Annotated in this window: 22 protein-coding genes and 1 pseudogene; 22 read left to right on the forward strand and 1 reads right to left on the reverse strand. The window is 39.1% G+C overall.

From position 1 onward, the window contains the following. The first annotated feature begins 1 nt into the window (after window position 1). From MKY66_RS11870 to MKY66_RS11905, 8 genes and pseudogenes are all read left to right on the forward strand, one after another. Window positions 2-694 (forward strand): inositol monophosphatase, encoded by a 693-nt coding sequence (locus MKY66_RS11870; protein ID WP_305956031.1) that lies wholly within the window; start codon window positions 2-4, stop codon window positions 692-694. 356 nt (window positions 695-1,050) lie between these two features. Continuing rightward, the gene (locus MKY66_RS11875; RefSeq protein ID WP_076208817.1) at window positions 1,051-1,512 is read left to right on the forward strand and encodes an NUDIX domain-containing protein; all 462 of its coding nucleotides are present in this window, start codon (window positions 1,051-1,053) and stop codon (window positions 1,510-1,512) included. A gap of 203 nt (window positions 1,513-1,715) precedes the next feature. After that, on the forward strand, window positions 1,716-2,699 hold the full coding sequence (locus MKY66_RS11880; RefSeq protein WP_076208816.1) for a phosphotransferase: 984 nt from the start codon (window positions 1,716-1,718) through the stop codon (window positions 2,697-2,699). 154 nt (window positions 2,700-2,853) lie between these two features. Beyond that, a pseudogene (locus MKY66_RS11885) lies at window positions 2,854-3,396 on the forward strand (GrpB family protein). A gap of 207 nt (window positions 3,397-3,603) precedes the next feature. Further along, a complete protein-coding gene (locus MKY66_RS11890) occupies window positions 3,604-4,254 on the forward strand; it encodes a DUF4304 domain-containing protein (protein WP_076208815.1) in 651 nt (216 codons plus the stop codon). 205 nt (window positions 4,255-4,459) lie between these two features. After that, on the forward strand, window positions 4,460-5,113 hold the full coding sequence (locus MKY66_RS11895; protein WP_076208814.1) for a lysozyme inhibitor LprI family protein: 654 nt from the start codon (window positions 4,460-4,462) through the stop codon (window positions 5,111-5,113). A gap of 264 nt (window positions 5,114-5,377) precedes the next feature. Beyond that, window positions 5,378-5,599, forward strand: a complete 222-nt coding sequence (locus MKY66_RS11900) for a helix-turn-helix transcriptional regulator (protein ID WP_179086413.1) — start codon at window positions 5,378-5,380, stop codon at window positions 5,597-5,599. A gap of 131 nt (window positions 5,600-5,730) precedes the next feature. Further along, window positions 5,731-6,132, forward strand: a complete 402-nt coding sequence (locus MKY66_RS11905; protein WP_076209477.1) for a GNAT family N-acetyltransferase — start codon at window positions 5,731-5,733, stop codon at window positions 6,130-6,132. A gap of 147 nt (window positions 6,133-6,279) precedes the next feature. Here the strand turns inward: MKY66_RS11905 and MKY66_RS11910 are convergent, their stop codons facing one another. Continuing rightward, on the reverse strand, window positions 6,280-6,567 hold the full coding sequence (locus tag MKY66_RS11910) for a hypothetical protein (RefSeq protein WP_076208813.1): 288 nt from the start codon (window positions 6,565-6,567) through the stop codon (window positions 6,280-6,282). Window positions 6,568-6,738: 171 nt separating this feature from the next. Here MKY66_RS11910 and MKY66_RS11915 point away from each other — a divergent pair, with 171 nt between their 5' ends. From MKY66_RS11915 to MKY66_RS11980, 14 genes are all read left to right on the forward strand, one after another. Beyond that, entirely contained in the window at window positions 6,739-6,942 is a 204-nt protein-coding gene (locus tag MKY66_RS11915; RefSeq protein WP_036670472.1) for a helix-turn-helix transcriptional regulator, read from the forward strand. A gap of 199 nt (window positions 6,943-7,141) precedes the next feature. Next, a complete protein-coding gene (locus tag MKY66_RS11920) occupies window positions 7,142-7,666 on the forward strand; it encodes a hypothetical protein (RefSeq protein ID WP_076208812.1) in 525 nt (174 codons plus the stop codon). Window positions 7,667-7,752: 86 nt separating this feature from the next. After that, a complete protein-coding gene (locus MKY66_RS11925) occupies window positions 7,753-7,923 on the forward strand; it encodes a hypothetical protein (protein WP_179088476.1) in 171 nt (56 codons plus the stop codon). Window positions 7,924-7,971: 48 nt separating this feature from the next. Beyond that, complete coding sequence (locus tag MKY66_RS11930; RefSeq protein ID WP_076208811.1) at window positions 7,972-8,181, forward strand: hypothetical protein; 210 nt, start codon at window positions 7,972-7,974, stop codon at window positions 8,179-8,181. Between the two features lie 168 nt (window positions 8,182-8,349). Continuing rightward, window positions 8,350-9,636 (forward strand): IS110 family transposase, encoded by a 1,287-nt coding sequence (locus MKY66_RS11935; RefSeq protein WP_339807176.1) that lies wholly within the window; start codon window positions 8,350-8,352, stop codon window positions 9,634-9,636. A 410-nt stretch (window positions 9,637-10,046) separates the two neighbouring features. Then, complete coding sequence (locus MKY66_RS11940; protein WP_076216307.1) at window positions 10,047-10,448, forward strand: NUDIX hydrolase; 402 nt, start codon at window positions 10,047-10,049, stop codon at window positions 10,446-10,448. Between the two features lie 298 nt (window positions 10,449-10,746). After that, the gene (locus tag MKY66_RS11945) at window positions 10,747-11,274 is read left to right on the forward strand and encodes a YfiT family bacillithiol transferase (RefSeq protein WP_256704342.1); all 528 of its coding nucleotides are present in this window, start codon (window positions 10,747-10,749) and stop codon (window positions 11,272-11,274) included. 33 nt (window positions 11,275-11,307) lie between these two features. Then, the gene (locus MKY66_RS11950) at window positions 11,308-11,703 is read left to right on the forward strand and encodes a VOC family protein (protein WP_076216305.1); all 396 of its coding nucleotides are present in this window, start codon (window positions 11,308-11,310) and stop codon (window positions 11,701-11,703) included. A 99-nt stretch (window positions 11,704-11,802) separates the two neighbouring features. After that, window positions 11,803-12,459: a DUF4367 domain-containing protein gene (locus tag MKY66_RS11955; protein WP_076216303.1), complete on the forward strand. Its 657-nt coding sequence runs from the start codon at window positions 11,803-11,805 to the stop codon at window positions 12,457-12,459. 30 nt (window positions 12,460-12,489) lie between these two features. Next, window positions 12,490-12,972: a DinB family protein gene (locus tag MKY66_RS11960; RefSeq protein ID WP_076216301.1), complete on the forward strand. Its 483-nt coding sequence runs from the start codon at window positions 12,490-12,492 to the stop codon at window positions 12,970-12,972. 54 nt (window positions 12,973-13,026) lie between these two features. Further along, window positions 13,027-13,536, forward strand: coding sequence for an AAA family ATPase (locus MKY66_RS11965; protein ID WP_076216299.1), 510 nt, complete (start codon window positions 13,027-13,029; stop codon window positions 13,534-13,536). Then, entirely contained in the window at window positions 13,503-14,030 is a 528-nt protein-coding gene (locus tag MKY66_RS11970; protein WP_256704340.1) for a DUF5662 family protein, read from the forward strand. Before MKY66_RS11965 ends, MKY66_RS11970 begins: the two co-directional genes overlap by 34 nt. Window positions 14,031-14,119: 89 nt before the next feature. After that, a complete protein-coding gene (locus tag MKY66_RS11975; protein WP_076216297.1) occupies window positions 14,120-15,055 on the forward strand; it encodes an acetamidase/formamidase family protein in 936 nt (311 codons plus the stop codon). 48 nt (window positions 15,056-15,103) lie between these two features. Next, complete coding sequence (locus tag MKY66_RS11980; RefSeq protein ID WP_076216295.1) at window positions 15,104-15,700, forward strand: HAD-IA family hydrolase; 597 nt, start codon at window positions 15,104-15,106, stop codon at window positions 15,698-15,700. Window positions 15,701-15,724 lie beyond the last annotated feature (24 nt).

The raw sequence follows: 15,724 nt of genomic DNA on the forward strand, positions 1-15,724 counted from the left end.
AATGGATCGTAAGATTATTCAAACCGCAAAAGAGATTGCAATAAGAATTATTCGCGAAGCAGGTCTAATCTCTAAAGAGAAGTTTGATAACTTTGTTGAACTGAGATCTAAAGATGAATTTGGGGATGTGGTTACTGAAGTAGATCATATCTGTGAAGAAATGATTATCAAACAAATCCAAGACGTATTTCCAAATCATCAGATACACAGTGAAGAGGCAGGGCTTATCGGAACTAAGCACGATTGGTTATGGTTAATTGATCCTTTAGATGGAACTAATAATTTTGCGATTGGTTTACCTGTTTTTGCGATATCAATTACCTTAATGTATAAAAAAGATCCTGTGCTTGGAGTGGTCTATGAACCTCTAACAGAACGTTTATTTGTATCTGTTATTGGTGAAGGGACAAGCTGCAATAATCGACAAATACAAATTAAGAGTAACCCGAATATTTTCAAAGGAAATATAGGTTGGATTCAAGGTCACAGAGTACAAAACGACCCACAAGCAGTAAAACTAAGACAACACATTGATATTAGATATAAACGAATGTTAAGATTATGGGCTCCAACGATTCAATGGTGTATGTTGGCCAAAGGAGATATTGATGGAATTATTCTGTACAATTCTGAAGGTGATGACTTGTATTCAGGTATCTTAATGGTTAAGGAAGCAGGGGGGGGCTTGTTATAGATTTTGAAGGAAATAAGTTTAATGGAATGAAAGAAGAACCTTATCTAATTGCATGTCACCCAGACCACAAAGAAGAACTATTGCAAATTGTAAGAGAAGGATTGAGCTAACACCTAGAAGCAACTGACTTCATTTAACATTATATCCACGTTTTGGAGCCTGACAGTTCCTCTGTCCACGAGAAGCAATCGGCAAGGAAGAGAATCAGCGGACACATCCGCCCTGACTAACCGTTTCATGGCCGGACTATTGAGGGTCCTTAAGTCGGTTGGACGTCGTGGATACAGGAACTTTATACGACAAACTCTAATTATATTTATGTGGGCTAATTGCATAGAAGCAGGGAGGACATATTAATGATTAGAACAGTTTCACTTTGTGTTATCCGAAGAGGGGATGAACTACTGTTAGAAGAGTTTTTTGATGAGGCTGTAGGCATAACTTATTATCGACCTATAGGGGGAACCGTTGAATATGGAGAAAGTAGTAAAATCACCGTAATTCGTGAAGTCAAAGAAGAAATTGATGCAGATATTTCAGAACCTATCTTGATTGGTGTAATTGAGAATATATTCAACTATCGGGATCAAATTGGGCATGAAAATGATTTTATTTATGAGGCTGAACTTATGAATAGATCACTTTACGATTTGGAAGAAATAGATGGTATAGAAGGAAGTAAACCCTATAAAGCAGTTTGGAAACCACTAAATTATTTTAAGGGGAATTTGACAGTAAAACTGGTACCAGATGGGTTACTAGAGTTGCTTCAAGACGGAACAGATGGAAGATATATTAAACACTTAAGTAAACGATAGCTTGAGGGATTTGAAGAAGATGGGGCTTATAACAACGTATTCACTCTGCGTGCTAACACCTTAGGCCCGGCCGAAGTTATGGCAGGGAAGTGAAAACAGCCTGACAACCCTGCGAGCATAAGTGCGGCGCCCCGCTTTATTCGGTCACTTAAGACTTTCGAGTCGTGAAGAAAGAATAAATTTATTCGAAAGATGGTGAAGCGATGAGTGCTATAAATACTAAATCCGTACAAAACGAAATTATAAAAGATATCGAAACAAAATATGGGTGGATTGTATATGCAGTTGAATCAAACTATTTGGGTCATGGTAATTTAAAGTGGATTATGACAACTAATATTGGGCCCATCTTCGTTAAACAATATTGCAAGATAAGGTATCGACGCGGATTAGATGGGGTTCGAGACGCATTGAAGTATCAACATCTTATGCATCTTGATGGAATTCCTTGTCAGCCAGTATATAGTTACAACAGTGAGTATATTCATACCACATTTTCCGGCGAGGATTATATGATTTCTGGTGTTAGCACAGGACATTTGATAAAAGCAGGGCAATTAAACAGTCTTCAGATGTATAGTCTTGGCGAGGCTACTGGTCGTATGCATATGTGGATGAAAACACATATGCCGAAATTACCATACTTACAGTGGGAGTTGCCTTCAAAGGCAAAGATGTTTGAAAAGATACAAGCAAATCTAAATGAAATGAAAAAAATGACTAATCAAAGATACATAGAAGCTATAGAGAATCAAAGAATTATTCTTAAAGAATTAGATTTGGATATATTCAATGAGTGTGCTAAAGGATGGGCGCATTGGGATATGCATGTCGACAATTTATTATTTCACGAAGATCGGTTAGTAGATATTTTAGATTTTGATAGACTACACTACGTATATTCAGATTTCGACATTTCCCGCGCAATACTCTCAAGTGCACTTTTAGATGACGGGAAATTAAATGTTGAGTCAACTAGGGCATATATTGATGGTTATAGAATTCATACTAATCTCACGATAGAACAGTTGGTACTATCGATTAAATTAACTTGGTACAAAGAGTTTAAGTGGGTACATGAAAAGTACAGTCAAGATAGAGCAATGAGTCGGTTTATCGAGGAAATGATTTGGATAGGGAATGAGTGGGAGAATCTCGAAGAGATATTCACAACTATCTTTAAATAATGATTGTGGGTCAATTCGGACTAGTCAGCGTCAGCCCTGAGAGGTTAAATCCGTTGGACCCGGAGCGATATATCTTACGCCTCTCGGGTTCTTAGATACGGGAACGTTATCGGAAATATTCGTAAATACTTTATTTTTTGGGGGCATCTCAAGGATGAGTGAAAAAACAATAATTATTGAAGATTACAACAATGAAATGCCTGAAATGTTTTCTGATCTGAAATCCATCATAGAACAAAGACTCGGGGATCTAGTACTTAGAATTGAGCACGTTGGTAGTACCGCAGTATCTGGACTAGCGGCAAAACCTATTTTAGATATTGATGTAGTAATTGATTCTATGGACTTGCTTCCAGATGTAATTCAAGGATTAGAAAGTTTAGGTTACTATCATGAAGGGAATTTGGGTGTTGAGAACAGAGAAGCTTTTGCAAGAAAAGATGCAAATGTTCCTTATAGTATAGTAAAAATACAGAAACCTAAACATCATTTATATGTTTGTAATAAATAGAGCAAAGAGTTACTAAGACATATATCCTTCAGAGATGCACTAATTAGCAATCCCGAATTTGTAGTCGAATATGGCAATCTAAAGAAAGAACTTGCTATTAAATATGGAGAAAATCGTCAGTCTTATACGGATGGGAAGACCGAATTTGTAAATAAAGTACTTAATGAATATGGAAAGAACTTGTAGGTTGCTCAATGGGATTAAAACATCCGATAGCAAATTATTCACGCTGCGGGGCTAACGCCCCTTGGCCTGCCAGAGATGTTTCGAGGAAGTCGTATCAGACGACAACTCCTACGAGGCTAAGTTTTCGACCCATCGCTGGTGCTCTTTAAGCTCTCGGGTTTGTGAATACAACAACGTTATCGGAAATCTTACAAAGGATATGAAAACGTGAATATTAAAGATTTTAGAAAGCTAATTAGGGTGTATTTTGCTCCAAAACTACATGAGGTTGGGTTTATGGGAACCGATCACCATTTTGTGAAGACAACTGATAATCACTTTATTTACACTCTGGTGATTCAGGCAGATAAATCCGGTGGATCTTGTGTTATGGAGATGGGGGTGCATCTAGATTTTCTTCCTAATTCTATTGGTGAATTTAAGTCTTCAAATGAAATCACGACCTATGATTGTGAATTCAGAAAACGTCTTAATAAAAAAGCAAATTGGCTGAAGAGATTTTTTACTGTGGAGCATGAAAGATGGTTTCAATACGGAAAAACAGAGGATGATGCAATAGTTACTATAAATGAAATGAAAAAGTTGTTTTTGGATCAAGGAATGAGTTATTTTTCTCAATTTAATGATCCTAGGATGATTACATCAATTTCATTGGCCGAGATAATAGCTAGATCTAAGAAGATTGAAGATTTTGGAGCTCCACTTGATTTAAGGCTGGTTTTGTTAATTGCACGAACGCATAAATTTCTAGGTAATGATAGGGACGCGAAAGTTTATGCTCATTGGGGATTAAATAATATTGGGGAAGCAAAAGGACTCATTAAGGACTTTAAGACCATAGGTCTAGGGAGTTTCTAACATAATATCCGTGCTTCGGCGCCTAAAGGCTCCACGGTCCGCGAGAAGCAATCGGCAGGGGAGAGAACTAGCGGACACATCCGTAAGACTAACCGCATCGCGGTCGCTCCAATTGGTCGCTTAAGTCGGTGGGAGGGTCATGGATACAACAACGTTATGCCCCATTATCGGTAAATATCAAAGATAATATTTAAGGAGATAATTTATGAAAGGTAAGATACTCTTCTTATTATTTATTGCGATAGTGTTTTCATCTTGCCAAAATAGTAGTCAATTGACTACCATGAACAGCGAAACTAAATCAATAATGAATTCTGAACTGCCTCCTGATGTAGTGAGTAAAGGTGATGGAACAGAATCGAAAGAAATAACTGAAAGTCAATCAGATGCTTCTAACAATGAAGTGTTATCCATGAGCATTGGGAACTATGAATTGAAAGGAGAATTTTATGATGAAATGCTTCGAAATCCTATAGATCATGATTATGAAGTGGAATTTAATGAGGCTCAAAATTCAAAAGAGATTATTACAACAATGGGATGGGGGGCGTTGGAAAGCAAATATACAGAGATTTGGGATAAAGAGTTGAATCAAATATATAAAAAGCTTCGTTCTAAGTTGGATAGAGAACCAAGAGAAGCACTAATCGAATCGCAGAAAGAATGGTTACAGTATCACTTAAAGGAAACAAAATTTGTAGAGAAGGCATTTATTAATAATGGTTACCTTGGATCAAAAGGTTCGGTAAGCCTAGGCACGGTTATACGGGAGAGAATTAGGGAAAGAACAATGCAATTATTTGAATATCGATATTTGCTAGATGGTGAAGTTGAGTTTTTATACCAAAGTAAAAAATAGAGTTGGAATCTGAATCAAAGGTTTTAGGTGATGCTTCGAAGTCAGTAACGGCATATAACAATGTATTAAGTTGCAGGGATACCATACCTTGGTTATTAGATGTATAATCATGGAAGAAAACTCAGAAAACACGACTCAGCCTAAGATAAGAGCTATCCAAGGCTGGGTATTTTCGTGAACGTGCAGGACGTTATACAACAGAATCAAAAACAATAGGAAAAGAGAGTTTTATAACCCCAGAAGATAGAATTATGGAGGGGAAGCATGAACATAATCAAGTGTAATATACGAGAACTCATGGCAGAACATCGAATAGATGATATAACAGAGTTGATGGCAAAATCGGGCTTAAGTCGGAATTCGATCAATAAGCTCTATAGGGAAACAAATATAGAAACAACAAAGTTGGAAACCTTATTCAAGCTATGCGATACATTTAATTGTAAATTATCTGATTTGATCGAATACGTGCCAGGAGAAAAATAAATAGTGAGGTCCGGAGCCTTGGTCTGTGGATGGAGTTTGAGAAGGAATTTCAGAGCCCCCCCTTTGGGTTCAAGAATACAGAAACGTTATCCAATACTCCCAATCAAAACAACAAGCATAGGAGCAATATTATGACAATCATTTTCAAAGAAGTAAAAGACATTGATACACAAGCAATTCAAGAACTGTTTCACTCGGTTGACTGGAAATCAGGAGATTTCCCAGAAGATCTTAGACAAGCAATAAACAACTCGCATACGGTTATTACTGCATGGGATGATAACAAATTAGTTGGTTTAATAAATGCATTGTCTGACGGCGTGATGACAGTATATTTTCATTACATGTTAGTACACAAAGAATATCAATCATTAGGAATTGGAAAGAGCATGATGGAACAAATGCTTAGTCGATATTCTAATGTCAAAACAAAAGTACTTATATCCTATGATAGTGCAGAAAAATTCTATGGAATATTTGGATTTAAGCCAGAAGAAGGAACTAAAGCCATGTTTATTTCAGATATGGTATAGCATTAAGAGGAATTTCGGTAGCAAGGAATCACAGTCATTGGACACATCCGCACAGCGGCCGAATTAAAACGGGGACTTAAGTCGGTGGGGCGTCGTGAATACAGGAACGTTTCGACAGACTCAAATGAAAAGAGAGCCATTTGGCTCTCAATTAGATGATATATTTAATTCATTATGTAATTGAAGAGCATCCTTAAAACCTTGTAAGTAGATTTCACGTTCTAAGATTGCTTGAACAGAAAGGTCTGCGTCATCGTAAAGAAATAGAGTTTTATGCATATCCTGAGGTAAAAGCTCATGTAACTGTTTGAAGTAAAGATTCCGATCTGAGGAGTATTGATTATAGATGGAGTTATTTTTGAGAAGATCGATATATAGAGCTTCAATCCGATTACGTATCAAAGAATCAAGTAGGACTTCTAAAGAATTGTGCATAAAAGATCACCATCCGTTATGTTTTATTTTGCGAATAAAAATTTAACTTATTGAATATTATTTTATCATAACGAAAATCATATTCAAGTCATATCAAAGATATTTTTGATTAAGAAAAAATACTTTCATATAATTAAAGAAAAATTCAATTCGAATATGAAGGGATACCAGATGATAAGTTATAAACCATTTCAAAAATTATTGATTGACAGGGAGATTAAGAAGCAGGATTTATTAAAAATCACAGGGATCTCATCGGCAACGATGGCAAAACTCAATACGAATGAGTATGTATCTTTAGAAGTAATTGATAAATTATGTACGGCATTGGGATGCCAGCCTGGAGATCTATTGGAGCATATAGCAGATCAATGATGGGACGATAACATCTGCTGTTAACCAAAATTGAGATTCCGTCGTATGACATAAAGCAACGGCTCCTAACGGAGCCTTGGTCTGCTAAATGGATTTCAAAGTTGATATTTTGGCAGACACCTCCGAGAGTTTGTTGAACTGCATAAAAAAGGAAGGTGATTAGAAATCACTGCAATAAATTAAAAAGGAGAAGCTAATTATGTCTAGACCTTTAAGAATTCATATTATAGGTTCAACTGGTAGCGGAAAAACATACCTTGGTCAAGTTTTGTCAGAGAAGTTACATATAAAAATTTACGAACTAGATACAGTCATGTGGAGCAGTAAAGTGGAGTTTTCAGGAAAGAATTCTCCAGACGTGAGAGATAAATTACTACATAAAATAATTGATAATGATAGTTGGATTGTAGAGGGAGTATATTATAAATGGCTTTCTGATAGCTTTTCAAGAGCAGATGTAATTTATTACCTAGACACTAATGTTTTGATTCGACATTTTAGAATTATCATGAGATTTGTTAAACAAAGAATAGGCGCAGAAAGATCTATATACAAGCAAACATTAAGAGGACTAATTGAAATGCTTATTTGGAATCATAAATTTAATAGTACAAATCGGAAAGAAATCTGTAGTTTCTTGTCCCCTTATAAAGACAAAGTGATAATCTTAAAAACCAACAGGCAAATGATAAGTTTACTCAATGAAGGCAGGGAAATCACATAACTACGCATTCACACACCCAGCATATGCTGGGTCTTATATACAGAAAAGTATGTGAAATCGACGAAACTATTTAATGAGGGTGAACGATGAAGATAATAAGAGATAGGGAAGAACTTGAAGGAACTGGTTATATTGAAGTTTTACCCGGGAAGTACCTTGGGCAATTTTGGAATGAGGACTCAATTTACTTTGATGAGGAAGTATTCGGCTTTGTAGAGAAAACAATAGAAAATATATTTTCTGGATATGATCATTAGGCATTTAACGAAATACATCGAAAAACGTGGGAGGTGATCCTTGAGGATTTGAAAACGCTTGCTAATCTCCTTGATGAAAAAGTAACAATGGAATTAATAAATGAACATGTATATTTCTTCTTTGGCAGTTCTAAAGATGAGTTTCAACAAGATTTTCTCAATAGTGTTCAGAGACTTCGTGAATTAATCATAGAGTTTGTTGTATGGGTTGAAAAGCAATTAACAACTCAAGATTTTGTTTCAGTTCTAGGCATTTAGCTATTCCATTCGAGGAAGAGTGGTTATTTAAACCACCATAGGAGCCATTCCTGTAATGAAGTAATTTGAGCTTTGAATGAAAAATGCGCCTTTAGTATACTGGGAATCGTTGTTCCGACCAAAGAACAATACCCACACACGAAAAGAGGCGCACAAATGAAGTATAAGATGAAACAGAAACAGAATCAACGTATTACGCGAATTACAGAAGATACGCTAGTCATTGGAGCAGACATTGCCAAAAAGATTCACGTAGCTAGAGCGGTAGATTTCCGTGGCATTGAATTAGGAAAAGACTGCGTGTTCTACAACGATCAGGAAGGGTTAACTAGGCTAGTAACATGGATGAAAGAACTTCAGGAGGTTCATCTGAAAACGGACATTGTTTTCGGAATTGAGCCTACCGGGCACTACTGGTTTCCGCTAGCCGCTTTCCTGGAAGCTCGAGATATCAAGATCGTCATTGTGAACCCGCATCACGTAAACAAGAGCAAGGAACTTGAGGATAACTCGCCGACGAAGAGTGACTATAAGGATGCCAAAGTCATTGCAGATCTCATTCGAAACGGGAAGTACTCGGAGCCCAAATTGCCGGCAATGGAATATGCCGAACTACGCATCCTCATGAATTTCCGTGAGAAGGTTATGGTGAGTTTAAACCAAGTCAAGGCACGTGTGCATAATTGGTTCGACCGCTATTTTCCAGAGTATTTGAGCGTGTTTAAAGATTGGGAAGGCAAAACTTCCTTGATGACCATGCGCCAGTTTCCGACACCGGAAGAGATCGTCTCTACAGGCGCCAGAGGCGTTCTCGCACACTGGAAAACGGAAGTGAAGCGTGGAGTTGGTATCAAGAGAGCGGAAAAGCTCTTTGCAACAGCCGGGATATCCATCGGGCTTACCGAAGGGTTACGAGCTGCGAGACTGGAGCTTCTGAGCTTGCTCGACCAGTATGAGCTTTTCTCTAAACAGGTGGAAACGACCATGAAACAGGTCATGGATATCTTGAGTGAGATACCGGGAACGACGCAGATGTTGAATATCCCAGGCGTTGGCGCGGTTACCGTTGCAGGATTTCTGGCTGAGGTTGGCGATCTGAGTCATTACGACCACGGGCAACAAATCATCCGGTTGGCGGGCTTGAATCTAAAAGAAAATAGTTCTGGTAAGCGTAAGGGTAAAACGGGCATTACCAAGCGTGGACGATCTCGACTAAGAGCCCTATTGTTCCGTTGCGTCATGCCAATGGTAGCTAAGAATGAGGAGTTCAAGGCCCTTCACAAGTATTTCACAACACGAAGTCAAAATCCGCTGAAGAAAAAGCAGTCGCTCATCGCGCTCTGCGGCAAACTGATACGCGTCCTGCACACGCTGGGGACGAAGGAAATAGAGTACAACGCAAACGAAGTTCTTGGTCCTGTACGACAAGCGCAGTTACAACAGATTGCAGCTTAGTTCAAAGAATCAATAGCCTGAAATCTCCACTCGTTCACAGATGTATAACGAGACAATTGAAGCACCGGAGAAGCCGAAGAATACCATTCCATAAGGGCAACGACCCCGTTTAGGAGCAAGAATCGGCCTCCACCCCTTGGCAGGTAGAACGAAGGAATGTAAGGGCAATGACCCCGCGTGACATGGGAGGGTGAACCCCGAGGGAGATGTGGAGATCCACTGTGCGATCATAAGCATGACCACAGTTTGGATAAAAAATGGAGTCCAAGCTCTGTTCCCGTCACCGGTCATTACAGCAAAATCTGGTTCTGAACCAATATTCCTCCATCAATCCAAGATGTCGAGGTTGTAAATCTACGAATGGACGAGAAAACAGGCGAAAACGTTACTTTATAGTGGGAGGAATTAGAATGAAATTTATCGTTTCTGCTAGTGTAATCGTTCTCAATGAACATAATGAGATTTTACTCATGAAAGGTCGAAGAGGTTGGGAAATGCCTCAAGGTTGTGTTGAAGAAGGAGAGACTATTAGGCAGGCAGCAGTTAGAGAAGTGAAAGAGGAAACAGGGATTGACATTGAATTAATTAAATTTTGTGGTTTGTATCAGAACATAACGCGCGGTGTATGCAACAATATATTTACTGGGAAACCGATTGGTGGAGCTTTAACTACCAGTGATGAAAGTGAAGAGGTGGGCTACTTTACTTTAGAAGAAGCTGGGCAAATGATAACATGGGGAAATTTCTATAACAGAATTCATAATGCATTAGATGAGAAAAGCCATCCTTTTTTGATTGAATTTTCAGAATAAGGTCACTCATTATGGTAGACTCCACCATAAAGTCGCTCCTCTCTTGGTTGGTGATGTTCTAGACAAGCACCATTCTACCCAAGATAGGGGCGCTTCTTATATAATTGTACCTTCGTAACTCAGGTTTAATTGTGCTAGTTTTCTAATCCAAATACAGATATGAGAGTAGTGTAATATAAGGAGCAGCCCGAGAATAAAGGTTGCTTCTTTTTTGCTTTTATACTTCGCAAATGGAACATTGTGGGTTATATTGGATATGATTTGGTTCTATAGTAGAGAAATGGAGAGGTGGTCAACCTTGGATGAAAATGTAAGCTTTCCGATAGGACACTTTGAGCCAATTCTTAAATTCTCTAATGAGGACAGAATCCACATCATAGGTCAAATTCCCGGAATTACGAAGACCTTAAGAGAGATTACACAACATCTCAATGATGATCAACTTTGTACTCCTTATCGTGATGGCGGTTGGACGATCATACAGATTGTGCACCACCTTGCGGACAATGACATGAACGTTTATATCAGATTTAAGAGAGCCTTGACTGAAGATGAACCGGTGGCAAGCTCATATCGAGAGGATTTATGGGCATCATTACATGATTACAGGAATACGCCCATCGAAGATTCAATTTTGCTGATGGAGATACTGCACAAGCGATTTCTCACGTTGCTACATGGTTTACATCCCGATCAGTTTAGACGAACAATTCAAACAGAAGTGTTAGGTACAATTTCATTGGATATCGCGATTCAAAGATTTGTATGGCACGGGCAGCATCATATTGCTCAAATTAAATCTTGTATAACATCGCAGAGATGGTAGGTCTTATACACATCTCAAGTGTGGAGGTAACATATGGGGAATGGAAGGATTCTGGGCATAGCATATAATGTAATTCCAGTGAAAGATTTAGAAGTGTCAGCCGCTTGGTTTGTAAAGCATTTTGGATTTAACATTCGCCACCAACGCGAAGGATATTTGAGTTTATTTCGGGGGAATCGCCCAATTTTGGACTTGATCCAAAGCGATAATGAAACACGAGCGACATTTGAAGTGCATCAGAAAAAGAGATGGGTCATTACATTTTTCACTGATGACATTGCTTCTTTACATGACTACTTAACATCAGAGAATGTGAAAGTAGGGGATATTAGTGATGAGAGACACTATGGGAAGTTTTTTGTGTTAGAAGATCTGGACGGTAACTTATTTGATGTGTGGGAACACCATGATTGTAAATTGAATTTCTGAGGAGCCTTGGGCTGCTGCTATCATTTACCGAATTAGGCTCAGCTTTCTATTGTATGAAGATCAGAAAGGTATTTTTGAAAACAAAGGAGTGAAAGACCAATGGATATCAAAAACAAAAGCGGAGATGTGCTTGGAAAGATTCAAATTGAATCCTTACGCAATGATAATGCGATTGACCGGGTCGTCATTAACTTAAAGCCTGGTGAGGGGAAGGCGATATACACCGCAGATGTTATAGAGAACCAATTCACGCAACAGACCAATTATGCACCCATTCCATGGGAAGACGGTTTGGAACGATTGCAACAACATTACTCTCCATGGCAGCCGAAATTTCCGATTGATTCTGATATAGATGCCATTCATGTATTTTATGGATTTGATAATTTAACTTCGCAAGAAATCGATGAAATGATTGAAGAAAGTAACAGGTCAGGCAGAAATGTAGTGATTCGAGACTTGAAGCCCAATAAGAAGGTTGTGGGCATCAGCATCACGTATAAAGAATACGGTGGTTATAAACTTAATATTTTCGGGACAACAAAGAGCCGGATCGCATTGCCTGATCATGATGGTACTAAGGTTAAACAAGCAGCCATCCGTGGCGTCGAAGCATTTTATATTTTCAATAACGAAACTTCCCAATTGGTATGGATCGAAGAGGACGTGCATGGGAAGGCGTTGCAATACGAGATCATTGGCAGAAATATGTCAGAAGATCTTGTGATGAAGATTGCGAAGTCAATGAACGGATAAATTTTATATTAATCTGAGTGAGGTGCAACGATGAGTTATAAAGCTATTCTCATAGACCAATTAAATGCCTGTTATCATGACAAGAGCTGGTTTATACCGCTTCATGATATTTTGACAGACCTCAATGCGGCGGAGGCCGCTTATGTAAAGAATGAGGGAGAGCATTCCATTTGGGCGCTCGTCAATCATCTTATCTTCTGGAATGAGAGGTGGCTTGCGAGATATGTTGCCGAAAAGGTCGACGGGCAGCATTCAGTGAATAATGAGGATACATTCGAGATAGATCCGTCTAACCTGAATGATGTGGAGTGGGGCAAGACATTACATAGACTAAAAACCGTCTTTGGTGATTGGAACAGGGCACTTGAAGATAGCGAAGAACATAAATTGACCCGTGAAATCCCTTCCTATTTCAACGCGCCATGGTGGGGAGTTGTATCCAATCTATGTATTCATAATGCCTATCATATTGGCCAGATCATGCTGCTCAAAAAATCAATGAAACACACGTAGTACATGCTGTATTACATTTATAAAATTATACTTAAGCAAAGGAAGATGACTATCATGGAAAAAGGCAAAATTATATTTTTGAACGGTGTAACCAGCTCTGGGAAAACGTCAATTGTAGAGGCGATGCAATCATACGATGATCCGTTTTTCTATGTTGTGGCTAATGATTTATTTGAAAATACGATCGGTGATAAACATCTTCAGACGGATTACTGGAAGTATCTGAGTGAAGCGATTGTAATGATGTATCATACGGCAAAAGTATTTTCAGACCATGGCAAGCATGTTCTGATCGATGGCATACTTGTGGAAAGACCAGAGCTCGCGCCGCATTATGAACAAGTCAAACAGATTTTTGAAGGGTATCCACTGGATATTGTGGAACTGCACTGTCCTCTCGATATCTGTCGTCAGCGGAACATTGAACGTGGTGATCGAAGAGAAGAGCAATCGGATGAGCAGCATCAAATCATGGCCCAAAACATCAACTATAGCTATTCAATTGATACAAGTATGAACACACCGGAAGAATGTGCGGAGAGGATCATTGCAGCGCTGTTTTAAACACAACGTTATGGGAGGTGGTGACCATTCGTTCCGCATACTGGAGGTATTTTCTATATGTTGTTGAGCATAAATTGAACGTGCTGATCGAATGTTGGCAAGAAGGTCTTTATGTGCAAGGTTTAATTCATGATATATCCAAGTTTTTTCCGCAAGAATTTATTCCCTATGCAATTCATTTTTATTCAGAACAGAAGGATGAAGACTCCCATCTAAGATGGAAGAATGCATGGCTCCATCACCAAAATCATAATAAACATCATTGGGAGTATTGGATTGTAAATAGGAATACAAAAGAAACTCTGCCCATGCCTACAAAATATTTGATAGAAATGGTATGTGATTGGAGGTCTTTTTCAAGAAAATGGGGACGTAAAGTGAAAGATTCTAATCTGGTAGAACGAATGATAAATTCACAAGATATTATTTTACATCCAGTGACGAGAGAAGAGCTTGAACAGTTATTTATTAGAAAGGATGGGAAGTTCATATGATCATGGAAGCAGATCGTTATTGCAAATAAAGATACTCGATACTGTAGTAATTAAGCAAAAAGCTGAATTCCGAAACTGTGGAGGTTATGATGACCATTCATACGATTGAATTAACTCAGGAAAATCTGATCGGTTCATTTACCAATGAGGTAACCCCCATTTTGAGCGTGAAATCTGGTGACTCCATTCGTTTTCAGACGCTGGATGCGGGCTGGGGAACGGGTGTGAGTTATGCGGAACGCATGAAACCTTTTGATCGACAAGGTGAAAAAGATGGAGGTCATGCCTTAATCGGTCCGATCTATATCGATGAGGCGAAGCAAGGACAGACGTTGGAGATTGTTTTCAATGAGATCGTACCCGGGAGTTATGGGTTTACTTCCGCTGGCGGATATCCGAACTGGCAGAACCAGAAGTTACATCTAACAGAGATTGAAGAACTGTCGCTGAACTGGACACTTGATCGCCAAACGATGAGTGGAACCTGTGAAGTACACGGGAAATCCTTCACGGTATCTCTCTCGCCGTTTATGGGTGTAGTGGGCATGCCGCCAGAGTCAGGTGGAATTCATACGACTTGGCCGCCTCGCTATTGTGGAGGGAACATCGACTGCAAGGAACTGGTGCAGGGAAGTAAATTATATTTACCTATCCCCGTAGACGGGGGTTATCTCGCGATTGGTGATGGTCATGCACGGCAGGGAGACGGTGAAGTCAGCTGTCAGGCCATTGAATGTCCGATGAAAGTGGTGGATGTTACACTTAATGTGATTGATGATATGATTTTGACCAATCCTCGTGCACATACGCCATCCGGCTGGATTACCTTCGGTTTTCATGAAGATCTGAATGAGGCTACGGTTCAAGCATTAGACGGGATGCTCAATCTGATGGGTGAGTTGTACGGACTAGATCGAGTGGAAGCGATTGCACTTGGAAGCGCGGTAATTGACCTGCGTATCACTCAAATTGTGAATGGCGTTAAGGGTGTGCATGCTGTCCTTCCGCATGATGCTTTTAAGTAACTTAAGGCCTGTTATACGTCGTATTAGATGAACTTGGGGGTCGATAAAATGATAGGCAGACCACAGATCGTTTTAGATATCGCAGGGGTTTTGTTAAGTAATATATCGTTAACGTGCTGGAAAGATATGAGTGAGGAAACCAACCTATCGGCAGAATCTTTGAAAGTACATTTTGCAGGAATCAAACGAAAGCTCTGGACAGGAATGATGAGGGAAGAAGAGTTCTGGCAATCGTTGAAGGAGATGTATCCTGAATTATCAATAAGCCGAGCGAAGGACATCTTATACAATTCTATTGTTCCCTTACCAGCCGCTCAATACCTTGAGCGATGGAGTGAGTCCGCCGATATCCATCTACTCAGCAATCATTGTAAGGAATGGATTGAGCCGAATCTGAGCCGTTTAAGCTCATTTACCAAAAGTGTAACTATCTCTAATCAAGTAGGTTTATGCAAACCTGAGATTGAGATATACCAACGGGTAGAGACCTTCCTGGCAGATGGAGAAGAGGTTCTATTTATAGATGATCAAGAGAAAAATTTACATTCTGCTAAGCTACTTGGCTGGGAGACTTTACTGGCTGACGAAGAAGGAGACTGGGTTAATGAAGTTGAGTCATTGCTAAGGAAGTTCATCAATGAATAACAAGTATAATCCATAATTTCCAAA

Origin of the sequence: Paenibacillus sp. FSL R5-0766 (genome assembly GCF_037971845.1) — a bacterium.
In the GTDB taxonomy this organism is placed as follows: Bacteria; Bacillota; Bacilli; order Paenibacillales; family Paenibacillaceae; genus Paenibacillus.

Coding starts and splice junctions, on each gene's coding strand:
- MKY66_RS11950 (WP_076216305.1), top strand. CDS start 11,308: ATGGGGAATGGAAGGATTCTGGGCATAGCATATAATGTAATTCCAGTG.
- MKY66_RS11880 (WP_076208816.1), top strand. CDS start 1,716: ATGAGTGCTATAAATACTAAATCCGTACAAAACGAAATTATAAAAGAT.
- MKY66_RS11905 (WP_076209477.1), top strand. CDS start 5,731: ATGACAATCATTTTCAAAGAAGTAAAAGACATTGATACACAAGCAATT.
- MKY66_RS11875 (WP_076208817.1), top strand. CDS start 1,051: ATGATTAGAACAGTTTCACTTTGTGTTATCCGAAGAGGGGATGAACTA.
- MKY66_RS11920 (WP_076208812.1), top strand. CDS start 7,142: ATGTCTAGACCTTTAAGAATTCATATTATAGGTTCAACTGGTAGCGGA.
- MKY66_RS11970 (WP_256704340.1), top strand. CDS start 13,503: ATGTGCGGAGAGGATCATTGCAGCGCTGTTTTAAACACAACGTTATGG.
- MKY66_RS11900 (WP_179086413.1), top strand. CDS start 5,378: ATGAACATAATCAAGTGTAATATACGAGAACTCATGGCAGAACATCGA.
- MKY66_RS11910 (WP_076208813.1), bottom strand. CDS start 6,567: ATGCACAATTCTTTAGAAGTCCTACTTGATTCTTTGATACGTAATCGG.
- MKY66_RS11960 (WP_076216301.1), top strand. CDS start 12,490: ATGAGTTATAAAGCTATTCTCATAGACCAATTAAATGCCTGTTATCAT.
- MKY66_RS11955 (WP_076216303.1), top strand. CDS start 11,803: ATGGATATCAAAAACAAAAGCGGAGATGTGCTTGGAAAGATTCAAATT.
- MKY66_RS11870 (WP_305956031.1), top strand. CDS start 2: ATGGATCGTAAGATTATTCAAACCGCAAAAGAGATTGCAATAAGAATT.
- MKY66_RS11975 (WP_076216297.1), top strand. CDS start 14,120: ATGACCATTCATACGATTGAATTAACTCAGGAAAATCTGATCGGTTCA.
- MKY66_RS11965 (WP_076216299.1), top strand. CDS start 13,027: ATGGAAAAAGGCAAAATTATATTTTTGAACGGTGTAACCAGCTCTGGG.
- MKY66_RS11940 (WP_076216307.1), top strand. CDS start 10,047: ATGAAATTTATCGTTTCTGCTAGTGTAATCGTTCTCAATGAACATAAT.
- MKY66_RS11935 (WP_339807176.1), top strand. CDS start 8,350: ATGAAACAGAAACAGAATCAACGTATTACGCGAATTACAGAAGATACG.
- MKY66_RS11915 (WP_036670472.1), top strand. CDS start 6,739: ATGATAAGTTATAAACCATTTCAAAAATTATTGATTGACAGGGAGATT.
- MKY66_RS11925 (WP_179088476.1), top strand. CDS start 7,753: ATGAAGATAATAAGAGATAGGGAAGAACTTGAAGGAACTGGTTATATT.
- MKY66_RS11980 (WP_076216295.1), top strand. CDS start 15,104: ATGATAGGCAGACCACAGATCGTTTTAGATATCGCAGGGGTTTTGTTA.
- MKY66_RS11895 (WP_076208814.1), top strand. CDS start 4,460: ATGAAAGGTAAGATACTCTTCTTATTATTTATTGCGATAGTGTTTTCA.